At 60.8% G+C, this 15,420-nt stretch carries 15 protein-coding genes and 1 riboswitch; of the genes, 4 read left to right on the forward strand and 11 right to left on the reverse strand.

Annotation, left to right across the window (positions count from 1 at the left end; all coding sequences use genetic code 11):
- Positions 1-64 precede the first annotated feature (64 nt).
- Genes JFT91_RS26915 through cobO form a run of 6 tightly spaced genes read right to left on the reverse strand, consistent with a single transcriptional unit; the run spans position 65 to position 6,073 of the window.
- Positions 65-1,516, reverse strand: a complete 1,452-nt coding sequence (locus JFT91_RS26915) for a cobyric acid synthase (protein ID WP_201234387.1) — start codon at positions 1,514-1,516, stop codon at positions 65-67.
- Positions 1,513-2,520 (reverse strand): threonine-phosphate decarboxylase CobD, encoded by a 1,008-nt coding sequence (gene cobD / locus JFT91_RS26920; RefSeq protein ID WP_201234388.1) that lies wholly within the window; start codon positions 2,518-2,520, stop codon positions 1,513-1,515. The genes JFT91_RS26915 and cobD overlap by 4 nt, the downstream gene beginning before the upstream one ends.
- Positions 2,513-3,421 (reverse strand): adenosylcobinamide-phosphate synthase CbiB, encoded by a 909-nt coding sequence (gene cbiB, locus JFT91_RS26925; protein ID WP_201227368.1) that lies wholly within the window; start codon positions 3,419-3,421, stop codon positions 2,513-2,515. Before cbiB ends, cobD begins: the two co-directional genes overlap by 8 nt.
- On the reverse strand, positions 3,418-4,068 hold the full coding sequence (gene bluB, locus JFT91_RS26930; RefSeq protein WP_201234389.1) for a 5,6-dimethylbenzimidazole synthase: 651 nt from the start codon (positions 4,066-4,068) through the stop codon (positions 3,418-3,420). The genes cbiB and bluB overlap by 4 nt, the downstream gene beginning before the upstream one ends.
- Complete coding sequence (locus JFT91_RS26935; protein ID WP_201234390.1) at positions 4,065-5,465, reverse strand: cobyrinic acid a,c-diamide synthase CobB; 1,401 nt, start codon at positions 5,463-5,465, stop codon at positions 4,065-4,067. The genes bluB and JFT91_RS26935 overlap by 4 nt, the downstream gene beginning before the upstream one ends.
- Positions 5,462-6,073 carry a cob(I)yrinic acid a,c-diamide adenosyltransferase gene (gene cobO, locus JFT91_RS26940; RefSeq protein ID WP_201234391.1) on the reverse strand — a complete coding sequence of 204 codons (612 nt, stop codon included), beginning with the start codon at positions 6,071-6,073 and terminating at the stop codon, positions 5,462-5,464. The genes JFT91_RS26935 and cobO overlap by 4 nt, the downstream gene beginning before the upstream one ends.
- A gap of 81 nt (positions 6,074-6,154) precedes the next feature.
- A riboswitch (cobalamin riboswitch) is annotated at positions 6,155-6,382 on the reverse strand.
- A gap of 164 nt (positions 6,383-6,546) precedes the next feature.
- Between cobO and JFT91_RS26945 the strand changes: the two genes are divergently transcribed.
- Together JFT91_RS26945 and JFT91_RS26950 are read left to right on the forward strand one after the other, a co-directional pair.
- Positions 6,547-7,131, forward strand: a complete 585-nt coding sequence (locus tag JFT91_RS26945) for a hypothetical protein (RefSeq protein WP_201234392.1) — start codon at positions 6,547-6,549, stop codon at positions 7,129-7,131.
- 66 nt (positions 7,132-7,197) lie between these two features.
- A complete protein-coding gene (locus JFT91_RS26950; RefSeq protein ID WP_201234393.1) occupies positions 7,198-8,511 on the forward strand; it encodes a PQQ-dependent sugar dehydrogenase in 1,314 nt (437 codons plus the stop codon).
- Positions 8,512-8,643: 132 nt separating this feature from the next.
- Here JFT91_RS26950 and JFT91_RS26955 read toward each other — a convergent pair whose 3' ends face one another.
- From JFT91_RS26955 to JFT91_RS26975, 5 genes are all read right to left on the reverse strand, one after another.
- The gene (locus JFT91_RS26955; protein ID WP_201227373.1) at positions 8,644-9,180 is read right to left on the reverse strand and encodes a C40 family peptidase; all 537 of its coding nucleotides are present in this window, start codon (positions 9,178-9,180) and stop codon (positions 8,644-8,646) included.
- A 219-nt stretch (positions 9,181-9,399) separates the two neighbouring features.
- On the reverse strand, positions 9,400-10,017 hold the full coding sequence (locus JFT91_RS26960; protein WP_201227374.1) for a C40 family peptidase: 618 nt from the start codon (positions 10,015-10,017) through the stop codon (positions 9,400-9,402).
- A 226-nt stretch (positions 10,018-10,243) separates the two neighbouring features.
- On the reverse strand, positions 10,244-10,948 hold the full coding sequence (hda, locus tag JFT91_RS26965; protein WP_008082931.1) for a DnaA regulatory inactivator Hda: 705 nt from the start codon (positions 10,946-10,948) through the stop codon (positions 10,244-10,246).
- Between the two features lie 216 nt (positions 10,949-11,164).
- Positions 11,165-12,238 carry an AI-2E family transporter gene (locus tag JFT91_RS26970; protein ID WP_201227375.1) on the reverse strand — a complete coding sequence of 358 codons (1,074 nt, stop codon included), beginning with the start codon at positions 12,236-12,238 and terminating at the stop codon, positions 11,165-11,167.
- Positions 12,239-12,272: 34 nt separating this feature from the next.
- The gene (locus tag JFT91_RS26975) at positions 12,273-13,331 is read right to left on the reverse strand and encodes a DUF2066 domain-containing protein (RefSeq protein WP_201234394.1); all 1,059 of its coding nucleotides are present in this window, start codon (positions 13,329-13,331) and stop codon (positions 12,273-12,275) included.
- Between the two features lie 373 nt (positions 13,332-13,704).
- On the opposite strand from JFT91_RS26975, the gene purM reads away from it, so the two are divergent.
- Entirely contained in the window at positions 13,705-14,763 is a 1,059-nt protein-coding gene (gene purM, locus JFT91_RS26980; RefSeq protein ID WP_201234395.1) for a phosphoribosylformylglycinamidine cyclo-ligase, read from the forward strand.
- The gene (gene purN, locus JFT91_RS26985) at positions 14,763-15,413 is read left to right on the forward strand and encodes a phosphoribosylglycinamide formyltransferase (RefSeq protein ID WP_201234396.1); all 651 of its coding nucleotides are present in this window, start codon (positions 14,763-14,765) and stop codon (positions 15,411-15,413) included. The genes purM and purN overlap by 1 nt, the downstream gene beginning before the upstream one ends.
- The last annotated feature ends 7 nt before the right edge of the window (positions 15,414-15,420 follow it).

Here is a 15,420-nt window from a genome sequence, read left to right on the forward strand (position 1 = left end):
TTGGGTGTACAGCTCAAATCCCTGTAGGAGTGAGCCTGCTCGCGAAGGGGCCGGCACAGGCCATTCAAATCCCACAGAGCTGACGCAACAAACCGGTATCGAGATGCTTCTCCACCAGATCCGCCAACCGCTCGATATCACGCTCGCGCAAGCCGTGGTAATCCACTTCCTGCACATCACTCAAGCCGGCCCAGCGCAACAACGCCGCACTGGCCGCCGGCGACTCGAACAAGCCATGCAGATACGTGCCGAACACTTGCCCATCAGCACTTTGCGCACCATCGCAGCGGCCGTCATCCAGATGCACCGCGGCGTTTTCCAAGGCCGGCCCGGTGGTCACGCCAGCATGAATTTCATAGCCGCTGACCTCGGCCTCTTCCAGCGCCAATCTTCCCCGCACATTGCGCAGCTGTTTCTCGGCCTCCAGCGTCGTATCAAACGCCAACAAACCCAAACCGGCACTGGAACCCGCCGCGCCCTCCAGCCCCAACGGGTCATGTACCTGCTCACCGAGCATTTGCAGGCCGCCGCAGATCCCCAACACTTTGCCGCCGTAACGCAAGTGCCGACTGATCGCCACGTCCCAGCCATTGGCGCGCAGATACGCCAGGTCACTGCGCACGCTTTTCGAGCCGGGCAGGATGATCAAATCCGCCGCAGGAATCGCCTGCCCCGGACCAACGAATTGCAGATCGACCTGCGGATGTAATCGCAACGGGTCGAAATCGGTGTGGTTACTGATGCGCGGCAGCACCGGCACCAGCACTTTCAACAGTTGCTCAGCCTTGTCGGTCTGGCGTTGATCAATGCCGTCTTCGGCTTCCAGATGCAGATCCATCACGTACGGCAACACACCTACGACCGGCTTGCCGGTGCGCTGCTCAAGCCAGTCCAGGCCCGGTTGCAGCAGGGCGATGTCGCCGCGAAAACGGTTGATGATGAAGCCTTTGACCCGTGCCTGCTCACTTGGCGAGAGCAGTTCCAGGGTGCCGACCAAGTGCGCGAAAACCCCACCGCGATTGATGTCGGCAATCAGCAGCACCGGGCAATCGACTGCTTCGGCAAAGCCCATGTTGGCGATGTCGCCGGCACGCAGATTGATTTCCGCTGGCGAGCCTGCGCCTTCGACCATCACCAGCGGATACGCCGCGCTGAGGCGCTCGTGCGAGGCGAGCACCGCTTTCATCGCGATGGCTTTGTAGTCGTGATAGGCGACGGCGTTCATGCTGGTGACCGCGCGGCCATGGATGATCACCTGCGCGCCAGTGTCGCTGTTGGGTTTGAGCAGCACCGGATTCATGTCAGTGTGCGGCGCGAGAAACGCCGCTTGCGCTTGCACCGCTTGCGCACGGCCGATCTCGCCACCGTCGGCGGTCACTGCGCTGTTGAGCGCCATGTTCTGCGGCTTGAACGGCACCACCGCTACACCCTGACGGGTTGCCCAGCGGCACAGTGCCGTGACCAGCGTACTTTTACCGGCATCGGAAGTGGTGCCCTGCACCATCAGGGTTGTCATGCTGACTGTTCCTTGGAGCAATCCTTGGTGAATGCTTGCAGCGCCTGTTCAAGACGCGCCTCTTCGGCGGCATCGGCAGGCAGGCCAAAACGCAGGCTGCTGTTATGCGTGAAGATGCGCAGGAGAATGCCGCGCCGCGCCATGAAGTCGTGCAGTGTCTGGGCGTGCTCGGTGATCAGCCACTGAAACAGCGCGCAGCCGCCCTGGGGCTTGAAGCCGTAGCGCTCCAGCAACGAGGCCAGTCTTGAGCTCGCTTCATCGCTGCGAATCCGTTGTCGGGTATGGCCCTCGGTGTCTTCCAGGCACGCCTGGCCGAGTACCCGCGTCGGCCCGCTGACCGCCCACGGCCCGACCTGTTCGGCAAGCAGTCTGAGCAACTTGCGCTCGGCCAGCACAAACCCCAGACGCACCCCGGCCAGACCGAAAAATTTGCCGAACGAACGCAACACGATCAAGCCGACCTGATGCGCATGGGCTGCCAGGCTGAGTTGTGGTGAGTTGTCCATGAACGCTTCATCGACCACCAGCCAGCCACCGCGCTGCGCCAGTCGCGCATGCCAGTCGAGCAGGCGCGCCGGGGTCAGGCTCAGGCCGGTCGGATTGTTCGGATTGACCACCACCAGCACGTCGAGGCTGTCGAGAAAAAACTCGACTTCTTGCTCCATGACCTCACGCACGATGTAACCGCTGCGGCGCCACGCCTCGGCATGCTCGGCGTAGCACGGCGACAACACGCCAACCTTGCCGGCCCGGCGCAAGCGCGGCAGCAACTGGATGGCCATCTGTGAACCGGCGACCGGTAATACCTGCGATGCACCGTAGTAGTCGCAGGCAGCTTGTTCCAGACCATCGTCGGTTTCCGGCAAACGTGCCCAGGCGCGCAGCGGGATATCCGGAACCGGAAATGGCCACGGTGCCAGACCGCTGGACAGGTCAAGCCAATCGCTTTCGGCGATGCCGTATTGCTGCGCCGCTTTGCGCAAGCGGCCACCGTGCTCAAGCATAGAATTCAGCCCCCACGCAAAGAATCAGCAGCCACAACCATACCCCGCGCTGCACCAATTGCCAGCCGCGATCAATGGAATCGGCATCGGCTGGCGCGCCTTCGCCGAGTTGCGGACGCTCATGCAATTCGCCGTGATAGATCGCTGGGCCGCCAAGCTCAACACCGAGCGCACCGGCACCCGCCGCCATCACCGGACCTGCGTTGGGGCTGTCCCACTGCGGCGCCTGAGTGCGCCAGCACTTCAACGCCAGTCGGGTTTTACCCAGCAGCGCGTAGGTCAACGCCACCAGACGCGCAGGAATGTAGTTGAGCACGTCGTCGATTTTTGCCGCTGCCCAGCCAAAACGTTCGAAACGTTCGTTGCGATAACCCCACATCGCATCGAGCGTATTGCTCAAGCGATAGAGCACCACGCCCGGCGCACCGGCGACGACAAACCAGAACAGCGCGGCGAATACCGCGTCGCTGCCGTTCTCCAGCACCGATTCGGTGGCGGCGCGGGCGACAGCGGTGCTGTCGAGTTCATCGGTTTGACGGCTGACCAGATAACCGACGCGCTTGCGTGCTTCGTCCAGATCATCCGCGCGCAACGCAGCGGCCACGGGTGCGACATGCTCACCGAGGCTGCGCATGCCAAGGGCGCAATACAGCGCGAGAATCTCGACGAGCCAACCGACATAAGGTGCCCAGGAAAATGCCGTCGCGAGCAGCGTCAACGGCAGCACCGCGATCACCCAGGCCGTGACGCCATGACTGCGCCAGCCTCGGCCGGCGGCATTGAAACGTTGCTCGATGCGCCCGGCAAAATTGCCGAACGCCACCAGCGGATGCCAGCGTTTCGGTTCACCCAGCAACGCATCCAGCGCAACTGCGGCGACACTCAACAACGCCACACTCATTGACTCACTCCCCAATAATTGTCGTACAGCAACTCATTGAGCGGACGCGCCTGCGCCCACCCTTCGAGTACCAGCATCGGCGCCGGATAAAATTCCTTGACCGGGCCCAGACATAACACCGCCAGCGGCTTGGCCCCGGCCGGCAATTTCAACAGATCGGCCAGCGCCTGTGGCTCGAACAACGAGACCCAGCCCATGCCCAGTCCTTCGGCACGGGAAGCCAGCCAGAGGTTCTGAATCGCACAGGACAACGACGCCATGTCCATTTCCGGTAGCGTGCGGCGACCGAAGATGTGTTTTTCGCGATCGTCCATCAGCGCCGCCACCAGCACTTCGGCGCAGTCGTTGATGCCCTCGACCTTGAGCTTCATGAATTCATCGCTGCGCTCGCCCAGGGCTTCGGCGGTACGGACGCGTTCTTCTTCGACGAGGTTCTGGATCTGGCCGCGCAGGGGACGGTCGCTGATGCGGATAAAACGCCAGGGCTGCATCAGACCGACGCTCGGCGCCTGATGGGCGGCTTCGAGCAAACGGCGCAGCAATTCGGGCTCGACTGTGCCGCCAGTGAAGTGGCGCATGTCGCGGCGTTCGGCGATGGCTCTATAGACGGCTTGGCGTTCGGCCTCTGTATATGCGTTATCTTTCATGGCCCCTTCGCGAGCAGGCTCGCTCCCACAGGAGACCGAGTTTCTTCAGACACTGCATCACTTACTGTGGGAGCGAGCCTGCTCGCGAAGGCGGCCTCGGCATCAGGCGCAAAGAGTGCCGCGACAGCCACAGGATTCGACGGGAAATAGAAGTGCACATAAGAAGCCGTCATCCGCCCTTCCCGATAAACCGCCTCAGCCCCGCGCCCGCCATTCGGGCTCAAGCCACGGGCAATCGGCGTCAGCTCAGTGGTGGTCAGCGAATGATGATAGGTGTGGCCACGCAGAGAGCCTTCCGGCAGATCCACCGCTTGCAGCGCCAACGCCGCCAGACGCTTTTGCATCACCGCATCGCCCGCCAGCAAACCGACCAGTTCGGCGCGAGTGCCTTCGACGTCGGTCAAGGAATCGAGCAGATACAACATGCCGCCACACTCGGCGAGTAACGGTTTGCCGGCCGCATGATGCGCACGGATCGCGTCGAGCATCGCGGTGTTTTGCGACAGCGCAACGTGATGCAACTCCGGGTAACCACCGGGCAGATACAGACTGTCCGCCGCAGGCAATTGCGTGTCGCGGATCGGCGAGAAGAAACTCAGTTCGGCGCCCATCGCCCGCAGCAGCTCGAGACTCGCGCCATAGGTGAAGGCAAACGCCTCATCACGTGCGACCGCGATACGCACGCCTTCAAGCAGCGGTTCTGCGACAACTACGTCAGGCGCGGCAAATTCCACAGCCGGTGGCAGCGCTACCTCGCAACTGCTGGCCAGCGCGTCGGCGGCCGCGTCGAGGCGCATATCAAGGTCATTCAGTTCGCTGGCCTGGACCAGACCAAGATGTCGACTCGGCAGTTCGATGCCGGTCTCGCGAGACAACGCGCCGTACCAGCGCAAACCTTCAGTGAGGCTGCCTTCGAGCAATTGTGCGTGGCGCAAAGTGCCGACACGGTTGGCCAACACTCCGGCAAACGGCAGATCCGGCTGATACTTCGCCAGGCCCAGCGCCAACGCACCAAAGGTCTGCGCCATGGCCGTGCCGTCGATCACTCCAAGCACCGGCACACCAAAATGTCGCGCCAGATCGGCGCTCGATGGCGTGCCATCGAACAACCCCATCACGCCTTCGATCAGGATCAGATCGGCCTCAGCGGCGGCTTCCCACAACAGACGACGACTTTCCTGCTCGCCGACCATCCACATGTCCAGTTGATACACCGGCGCACCGCTGGCGCGCTCGAGAATCATCGGATCGAGAAAGTCCGGGCCGCATTTGAAAACGCGCACCTTGCGCCCCTGATTGCGATGCAAACGGGCGAGCGCGGCGGTGACGGTGGTCTTGCCCTGACCGGAGGCCGGCGCGGCAATGAGTACCGCCGGGCAGTGACGTGGTTGATTCAAAGTTCGACGCCTTTCTGCGCTTTGATGCCAGCCTGGAAGGCGTGTTTGAGCATGCCCATTTCGGTGACCGTGTCGCCCATTTCGATCATTTCCGGCTTGGCCGCGCGACCGGTGACGATCACGTGCTGCATCGGCGGACGTGCCTGCAAATCGCTGAGCACCTGATCGAGATCGAGATAACCGTGTTTGAGGGCGATGTTCAATTCATCGAGCACCACCAGGCCGATCAATGGATCGCGCAGCAGTTCACGGGAGACGGCCCAAGCGGCTTCGGCGGCGGCGATGTCGCGTTGACGATCCTGGGTCTCCCAGGTGAAGCCTTCGCCCATGACGTGGAACCGTACCTGCTCCGGGAAGCGGCGGAAGAACAGCTCTTCGCCGGTGCTGTTGCGGCCCTTGATGAACTGCACCACGCCACACTGCATACCGTGGCCCATGGCGCGGGCGAGCATGCCGAACGCCGAGCTGCTCTTGCCTTTGCCATTACCGGTCAGCACCAGCACCAGGCCGCACTCGTCGGGCGAGTTGGCGATGCGTTCGTCGATCACGGCTTTTTTGCGCTGCATACGCGCCAGATGGCGCTCGTCGCGCTCGGGGGAATCAGTCATGGGGGAGCTCTCCGTTGAGGCTGGATAACGGCGGGCAGGCACAAGAATAGACGGCAAAAAGCCTGGCATCGCCCACCGTGATGCCGCTGGATGGATCAGGCCGGTCTCCGGGCTCATGAGCGGCATTCGCCAGACTGCGCGCCTTCCCGCTTCTTTCGAGGCAGTGGCTCAAGGCGCAGCTTTTACTCATTTACCGTTGCGGGGGCAGCGCCGGGATCGTGGTGACTTCGCTTGAAGACAACCCTCACCGGCTTCCCTGTTTCACTCTGTCGACGGGGGTCACAGAGCACCTGAAACAAGCCGCGAAGGTTAGAGGGTTGGGGGTGGAGCGTCAATTAAAGAGGGGGTCAGCGGGCGAATAACTGCCGCCGATCAATTATCTGGCGCCAATCTTGTGCCACACTGATACAAATGATATCAAAGAGCCATGCTTTTCTCCGAAAACGCCCATCACAACAATAAGGATGATTACGATGCAAGGCATGATCATCAGCAACCCGCGCCTGGAATTTCTGCGCCCGGTGCTTGAACGCTGGTTTGACTGTATCGACCGCTTTAACGCCGTACGGGGCGACAGCGACACACCGTACTGGCATGACGAGAAGGCCAATCTCGGTTCGCTCTCGGCAGCGGCCTGGATGGCCGAACTGGTCACCCTGAACGACACGCCTACGCGCAAACAAAATGAAGAAGGCGAGCGCAATGCCCGCGCTGATCTGTTCGTTGCCGGCGCCGAAGATCGCGCTTACATACAGGCCACACAGCGCTGGCCACGGGTCAACAACCTCAACCTGACCCAGGCCCTTCTCGACATCACCAACGATGCCAAACGCATCAGCTTTGCCAGCGACCTCAAACTCGGCTGCCTGTTTGTCGCCCCGCAAAAAGCCCAGCACAGCGCCAGCCCGGAAGAACTGCAGGACATGGTCGACGACCTGCAAAAAGAACACACCTGCGCGGTCGCCTGGTATTTCCCGTACGCCTACCGCAAGTTGCGCAGCGAAGCCGGCAACTATCACCCCGGCATTGCCGTGCTGTTCAAGGAGGCCCGCGGTTGAGCAGTTGAACCATCGGTCTTGCGCGCGCCTCTATGATTAAGAATGCATTCATAGGGAAGATCAGCAATGCGCAAGACCCAGCTCGCTCTCGTTATCGCGCTCGCCGGAGGGCTCGTCGCCTGTGGTGAATCCTCCAGCCTGCAAGTCTCCGACGGCACCGGCCCGTCACCGAAACTGCCCGAACCGAACAAGACCCTGGTCCCGACGGTGAACATCGCCCCGGCGATCGGCTGGCCCCAGGGTGGCAAACCCACCGCAGCGGCGGGCACGCAAGTCGCGGCATTTGCCGAAGGCCTTGACCACCCGCGCTGGCTCTATGTGCTGCCTAACGGCGATGTACTGGTAGCGGAAACCAATGCCCCACCGAAACCTGACGACAGCAGCGGCATTCGTGGCTGGGTCATGAAGAAAGTCATGGGCAAGGCCGGGGCCGGCGTGCCGAGTCCGAATCGCATCACATTGCTGCGCGATGCCGACCACGATGGCGTCGCCGAGACGCGCACCGTGTTTCTACAGAATCTCAACTCACCATTTGGCATGACCTTGGTCGGCAATGATCTGTATGTCGCCGACACCGATCGCCTGCTGCGATTCCACTACGAAGCCGGTGCGACCGAGATCAAAACCCAGCCGATCAAAGTGACCGACCTGCCGGGCGGCACGATCAACCATCACTGGACCAAAAACGTCATTGCCAGCAAGGACGGCAGCAAGCTGTACGTCACCGTAGGCTCGAACAGTAATGTCGGCGAAAACGGACTGGATAAAGAAGAGGGCCGCGCAGCGATCTGGGAAGTGGATCGTGCGACCGGCAATCACCGGATCTTCGCCTCGGGCATTCGCAACCCCAACGGCCTGGCCTGGGAGCCGACCAGTGGCGCGCTATGGACGGCGGTCAACGAGCGCGACGAGATTGGCAGTGATCTGGTGCCGGACTACATCACCTCGGTCAAGGACGGCGCGTTTTACGGGTGGCCGTTCAGCTATTACGGGCAGCATGTTGATGTGCGGGTGAACCCGCAGAATCTTGATCTGGTTGCCAAGGCCATCGCCCCGGATTATGCCGTTGGCCCGCACACCGCTTCGCTTGGCCTGACCTTCGCCGAGGGCAACACCCTGCCGGCGCAGTTCAAGGAAGGCGCGTTCATTGGCCAGCACGGTTCGTGGAACCGCAAACCGCACAGTGGCTACAAAGTGATTTTCGTACCGTTCGCCGCCGGCAAACCTACGGGCCAACCAGTGGATGTGCTGACCGGTTTCCTCGACAAGGACGAGAATGCATTGGGCCGGCCAGTGGGCGTGGTGATCGATCAGCAAGGTGGCTTGCTGGTGGCGGATGATGTGGGGAACAAGGTGTGGCGAGTGTCTGCCACGAAGTGATATTGAATTTGACCTGAAACAACTGTGGGAGCGAGCCTGCTCGCGAATGCGGTGTGTCAGCCTCCATCGAGTTGACTGACACACCGCTTTCGCGAGCAGGCTCGCTCCCACATTAAGATTGCTGCGATTTTCCTACGGGTTATGCGCCAGATGCTCTGGCTGCAACACTCGCTTGGCGCTCAGATAAGCCTTCTGCCAATACGCCTTCGACAAGCTATCAAGTTTCACCGTACCGCCCGTTGCCGGCGCATGCACGAACCGCCCTTCCCCAACGTAAATCCCCGCGTGACTGACCTGCGAGCCGCCATTGGTGGCAAAGAAGATCAGATCGCCGGTCTGCAAGCCTTCCTTGCCGACATTCGGCGCCTGCATCACGATCAGCTCGCGCGTGGATCGTGGCAGCGTGATGCCAGCCGCATCGCGGTAGACAAAGCCGATCAGGCCGCTGCAATCAAAGCCTGAATCCGGGGTGTTACCACCCCAGCGATAAGGCGTGCCGACCAGACCGAGCGCACGAAACAGCACGTCTTCAGCAGCGGGCGAGAATGATTGAGAGGGGCCGAACACCACCGGTGCGCGAACCACCGGCGCAGGAGGCGGTGTGCGACTGGCACAGGCACTGAGCAGCGCTGCGCAGAGCATCAATGTGAGGCGGGCCGACATCGTCATAAGCAGAACATCCTGATCTGGCTGCGGCTTTCTCTGCCGATGGACAGAAAACAAAACCGCCTGCGGAGCACGCAGGCGGTTTGCCATCAATATAGATTCAGGATTCTAGCGGCTACGCGGCAAACTTCAAGTAAGACTTTAACTTCACCTTGTAAAGTCTACGTCTACTCCGTTGCCGGGAGCCTGTTTGTCGCCACGAATGCAGCGACAACGGGGGATTTACTTGCGAGCAGTGACCACGGTCGGTGCCATCGCCAGAGCGCGTTTGGCTTCGATGAAGGTCTTGTTCCAGTAGCTGTCACCCAGGCTGTCGATGCGAACACCGCCGCTGCGACGACTGCTGGAGTGGATGAACTGGTTGTCACCCAGGTAGATCCCGGCGTGACTGACACGACCGCGACGACCGTTGGTGGCGAAGAACAGCAGATCGCCCGGCTCAAGGTTGCTGCGCGAGACCAGCGGCGCATCCACGTTGATCATTTCACGCGTGGAGCGTGGCAGGTTCATGCCGGCTTCTTCGCGGAACAGGTAACCGATGAAACCGCTGCAATCGAAACCGGCTTCAGAGGTACCGCCGAAACGGTAACGGGTACCGATCAGGGACATGCCGCGTTCGAGGATGCTGTCGGCCAGAACTGGAAGCTGGTAAGGCTTGCTGCCGTTGAAATCGGCCAGTTCTTTTTCGGTTGCCAGCTCTTCCTGATAAATAACGGAAGACTGGGCAGTGGCAGAATTTTTAACCTGTTGAGGCTGCTCTTGGACTGGAGAATGAGCAGCGCAACCGTACAACAGGGTGACGAGTGCGAGAGGCACGAGGGGTGCGAAGCGCTTTAGCATGGGCACGACCGTGGCTGATAGTTGTAAAGAAGCCGAGACTATGCCCGCTATCAGCCTCATTTGCAAATTCAATCGATCTTTTTGTGACTTCTCGGTTTCTCGTTTACATCTAAGCGCTTAAGCCCATTTGAGTCGATACGCAGCCCGCACACCGTGCAGGAAAGCGGATTTTCTGGCGCCTGAAATATGCCACAAAGCGCTGAAAGCCGCAGAACCAAAGGGATGGCTACCAGCCGAGGGTTTCTTTGAGGAAGGGAATAGTGAGCTTGCGTTGCGCCTGCAAAGAGGCCTGATCGAGCTGTTCGAGCAAGTCGAACAACGCACTCATGCTGCGGGTGCCGCGAGTCAAAATAAAATGCCCGACTTCGTCGGTCAGGTGCAGACCGCGACGCGAGGCGCGCAATTGCAGCGCACGCAATTTGTCTTCATCGGAGAGTGGGCGCATCTGGAAAATCAGCGCCATGGTCAGACGCGACTTCAAGTCGGCCAGTTTGACCGGCAGTTCACGCGGCGAAGTGGAGGCCGCAATGAGCAGACGTCGACCGCTGTCACGCAGACGGTTGAACAGATGAAACATCGCCTCTTCCCAGTCAGCCTTGCCGGCAATCACCTGCAAATCATCCAGGCAAACCAGCTCATACTGCTCAAGGTTGTCGAGAATTTCGACACCGCGATCCATCAACTCGGCCAATGGCAGATATACCGCCGGCTCACCCATCTGCTCGAAACGCAAGCAAGCCGCCTGCAACAGATGCGTACGCCCTACGCCGTGTTTACCCCACAGGTAGATCAGGCTTTCCGTCCACCCGGCGTCGGCTTCGCATAGACGCTCGACATAGCCGAGTGCAGCGGCATTGGCGCCTGGGTAGTAGTTGATGAAGGTGGCGTCGTCACGCAGACGCACACCTAGGGGCAGCTGAATCGGTTTCATGCTGACTGAACAGTTCCCAAGGAACCGTTAGTGGCCTCTGTGTGAAGTTTGCGAAGTTTATACCCGTGAAGCTGAGCGCACAATGCGACAGAGTCCAAGCAAAATCAAAGGTTTGCGTTAACGCACTGGTTTTATGAGCGTTTCGCTGACGGTATTTTGCCAGCATCGCCCGCAAGACACGGTCAACCCGGCTGTCCGCCGGGTCGCCCGCCACCCTTACAACTCGGGCTCATCCGTACCACTATAAATGTCGGAGTCCTTGTACAAGTCATGCACATGGCGCACCAGCACCATGATGACCGCCGCTACCGGCAATGCCAGCAGTACACCGGTGAAGCCGAACAGCTCGCCGCCAGCCAGAATGGCGAAGATCACCGCCACCGGGTGCAGACCGATCCGGTCGCCCACCAGCAATGGCGTCAGCACCATGCCTTCAAGGGCCTGGCCAACCATGAACACCGCGACGATGCCGACCATCGGATACAGATCGCCTCCGAACTGGAACAAACCGGCAATCAACGCCGCACCGATGCCGATCACGAAGCCCATGTACGGCACGATTGCCGCCAAACCGGCGATCAGGCCAATCAACAGGCCCAGTTCCAGCCCGACAATCATCAGGCCCGCGGCGTAAATCACGCCCAGTGCCAGCATCACCAACAACTGTCCACGAACGAACGCGCCGAGCACTTCATGGCACTCGCCAGCCAGCGACACGATGGTTTCTTCGCGATCACGCGGCAACAGGCTGCGGATCTTCGCCATCATCAGGTCCCAGTCGCGCAGCAGGTAGAAGCTCACCACCGGGATCAGCACCAGATTCGCCAGCCAGCCAATCAGCGCCAGACTCGACGCCGTCGCCTGGCTCAGTACCACACTGACAATGTCAGTGGTCTGGCCCATGTGCTCGCTGATAGCGGCTTTGACCTTGTCGAACTTCCAGAAGCCATCCGACAACCCCAGCTTGGCCTGAGCCCACGGCAGCGCCGTATGCTGCAACCAGTCGAGCATTTGCGGGGCCAGCTCATACAGGCGCACCAATTGCTTGGCGAGCATCGGTACCAGCACCAGCAACAGAGCGGTAACGATGAGGGTGAACAAGGCAAACACTGCAATCACGCCCCAAGTGCGCGACAGACCGAGCCGCTCCAGGCGATCCACCAGTGGATCGAACAGATAGGCCAGCAGCAGCGCCACCAGAAACGGCGTGAGGATCGGGTGCAGCAACCATACAAACGCGCAAAGCAGGACTACCCCACCGAGCCAGAACCAACGCCGCGTATCTGCCATGTACCACTCCTACTGCTTCTATATAAGGAAAGACTTACCAGCGAAACCGCAACGACGGCGCCGCAGGTGTCGGGGCTGGCGCCGCAACAGGTGCTGCACCGGCAACCGCAGGCTGCGGCGCATCGACCGGGGTCGGTGCCTCGGGCGGCAGCTCCTGCAACTTCGCCAGCGACAACTGCGCGCGCATCTGATCGGCACTGCCATTGACCCGATACACGATGCGATCGCCATCGACACTTTGCAGACGCACGCCGAACGGTTCGAGTAACCGCAACAGCGTTGCGTAATGCTCAAGATTCATGCCCTGCACTTCCAGAGTCTGCTGACCCGAAACGCCAGGCTTGGCGACAAAACGTGGCGCCAAGCGCTCGGCCACCGCGAGCATCACCGCGTCGGCTACGGCAGCCTGATCGGCGCCCTGCACGCTGCCCGCCTCTTTTTGATCGCCCAGCCACAGATGCCATTTGGCCTGCCACTGCCCGCCTTCTTCGCGAGCATGCACGGCAAGCAAGGCATCCGCGTTGTAGCGCTCCGAAGCGCCGCGCAATGGCGCAGGGTCCGTGCCCTCGAGCGCGGGCGCCGTGGCCACCAGTTGCTCGCTCAAATCCGCCAGCGGCAAACGCAACGGCAAGCCGCGATGTTGCGCCGCTGCACGCAGAGGCGCCGCAGCGGCCTGGCCATCACCGACCAGACTCGAACCTTCAGTCGAATCGTTGAGCCACCAGCTCAGGATCGACGGGCGACTGGCCCCCCACAGCGACAACCCGGCGCGGCGCAATGCCTGCTCGGTGGTCGTCGGATCGAAATCGACCTTGAGCACTTCCGGCGGTCCGGCATCAAAGCCGAACTGACTGATGATCTGCTGCGGATCCTTGCGAATCGCCGCCAACCCCGGGTTCTGCGGGGCTTTCGGATCGCCGGTCAGGCGTAGCACCAGCGTATCGAGCGCCGCCTGAGTGGCGCGATCACGTTCTTCCGGTGCCTGACCGTGCACCGGCTCTCGCACTTGATAAAGGCCTTTGAGGTTTTCGGCATGACTCGCCAGGCTGACCACAGACAAACAGCCCACAAACAACAATTTACAAAAACGCATGGAAAATTCCCGTCGACAGGAGCGGCTGGAACAGGCCGCGTGAACCGGTTGAGCAAGGCTGTGACCCTCGGCCGTTGCAAAACATTCACACGGCGGCGATAAGTTTTTGCACAGTGATAACGATAGACGGTTAATTGCCACACCTTATACAGGCACCCACGTCGCTCAATTGCAAAAAATTTCCGCTGATATGGCCCTGCCCGTCGGTGCGAGGATGGCCGCTGCCCCTCAAGCCTGATAAAATCGCGCGCCTTCGCAGACCGGCAACAGCCGGGCACCTCGAAACGCGCGTTAGGCCATCGCCCTCTCGATTTCGATGTTCCCGCTGAACTCGGTCGTTACCCCTGAATCCCCTCCCCTAAAGGCCTGGATCATGAGCAAGCAACCCTCCCTGAGCTACAAGGACGCCGGTGTAGACATCGACGCCGGTGAAGCATTGGTCGAACGCATCAAGAGCGTCGCCAAGCGCACTGCGCGCCCGGAAGTCATGGGCGGCCTGGGCGGTTTCGGCGCCCTCTGCGAAATCCCGGCCGGCTACAAGCAGCCAGTGCTGGTTTCCGGCACCGACGGCGTTGGCACCAAGCTGCGTCTGGCGCTGAACCTGAACAAGCACGACAGCATCGGCATCGACCTGGTCGCCATGTGCGTCAACGACCTCGTGGTTTGCGGCGCTGAGCCACTGTTTTTCCTCGACTACTACGCCACCGGCAAACTCAACGTCGAGACTGCGACCCAGGTTGTCACCGGCATCGGCGCTGGCTGCGAACTGTCGGGTTGCTCGCTGGTAGGCGGCGAAACCGCTGAAATGCCAGGCATGTACGAAGGCGAAGACTACGACCTGGCCGGCTTCTGCGTCGGCGTCGTGGAAAAAGCCGACATCATCGACGGCTCGAAAGTCGCCACCGGTGACGCGCTGATCGCTCTGCCATCGTCCGGCCCGCACTCCAACGGCTACTCGCTGATCCGCAAGATCATCGAAGTGTCCGGTGCCGACATCGAAAACATCCAACTCGACGGCAAACCGCTGACCGACCTGCTGATGGCACCGACCCGCATCTACGTGAAGCCGCTGCTCAAGCTGATCAAAGACACCGGAGCCGTCAAAGCCATGGCCCACATCACTGGTGGCGGCCTGCTCGACAACATCCCGCGCGTACTGCCAAAAGGCGCTCAGGCTGTTGTTGACGTGGCCAGCTGGACTCGCCCGGCCGTGTTCGACTGGCTGCAAGAGCAAGGCAATGTTGACGAAACCGAGATGCACCGCGTGCTGAACTGCGGCGTTGGCATGGTCATCTGCGTGGCTCAGGAGCACGTTGAAGTAGCACTGAACACTCTGCGTGACGCTGGCGAACAGCCTTGGGTCATCGGCCAGATCGCTGCCGCTGCCGAAGGCGCTGCTCAGGTTGATCTGCAGAACCTTAAGGCTCATTAATGTCCGCAACCTGTGATGTCGTGGTGCTGTTGTCCGGCACCGGCAGTAACTTGCAGGCCTTGATCGACAGCACGCGGACCGGCGACAGCCCGGTCCGCATCGCTGCGGTGATTTCCAACCGCGCCGACGCCTACGGCCTGCAACGCGCCAGTGATGCGGGTATCGCCACCCGCTCGCTGGATCACAAGGCATTCGAAGGTCGCGAGGCCTTCGATGCTGCTCTGATCGAACTGATCGACGAATTCCAACCCAAACTCGTGGTACTGGCCGGCTTCATGCGCATCCTCAGCGCTGATTTTGTTCGCCACTACCAAGGGCGCCTGCTCAACATCCATCCGTCGCTGCTGCCCAAATACAAAGGGTTACACACTCATCAGCGCGCGCTGGAGGCCGGCGACACGGAACACGGCTGCTCCGTACACTTCGTCACCGAGGAACTCGATGGCGGACCACTGGTCGTACAGGCAGTATTACCGGTAGAGTTGCACGACACGCCGCAGAGTCTGGCGCAGCGAGTGCATGTTCAGGAACACCTGATCTACCCGATGGCAGTACGCTGGTTTGCCGAAGGCAGGCTGGCACTCGGTGAGCAAGGTGCTTTACTGGATGGCCAGTTACTCGCGGCCAGCGGCCACTTGATTCGAAACTAGGAGATAT

This window comes from Pseudomonas sp. TH08 (genome assembly GCF_016651275.1).
Classification (GTDB): Bacteria; Pseudomonadota; Gammaproteobacteria; order Pseudomonadales; family Pseudomonadaceae; genus Aquipseudomonas.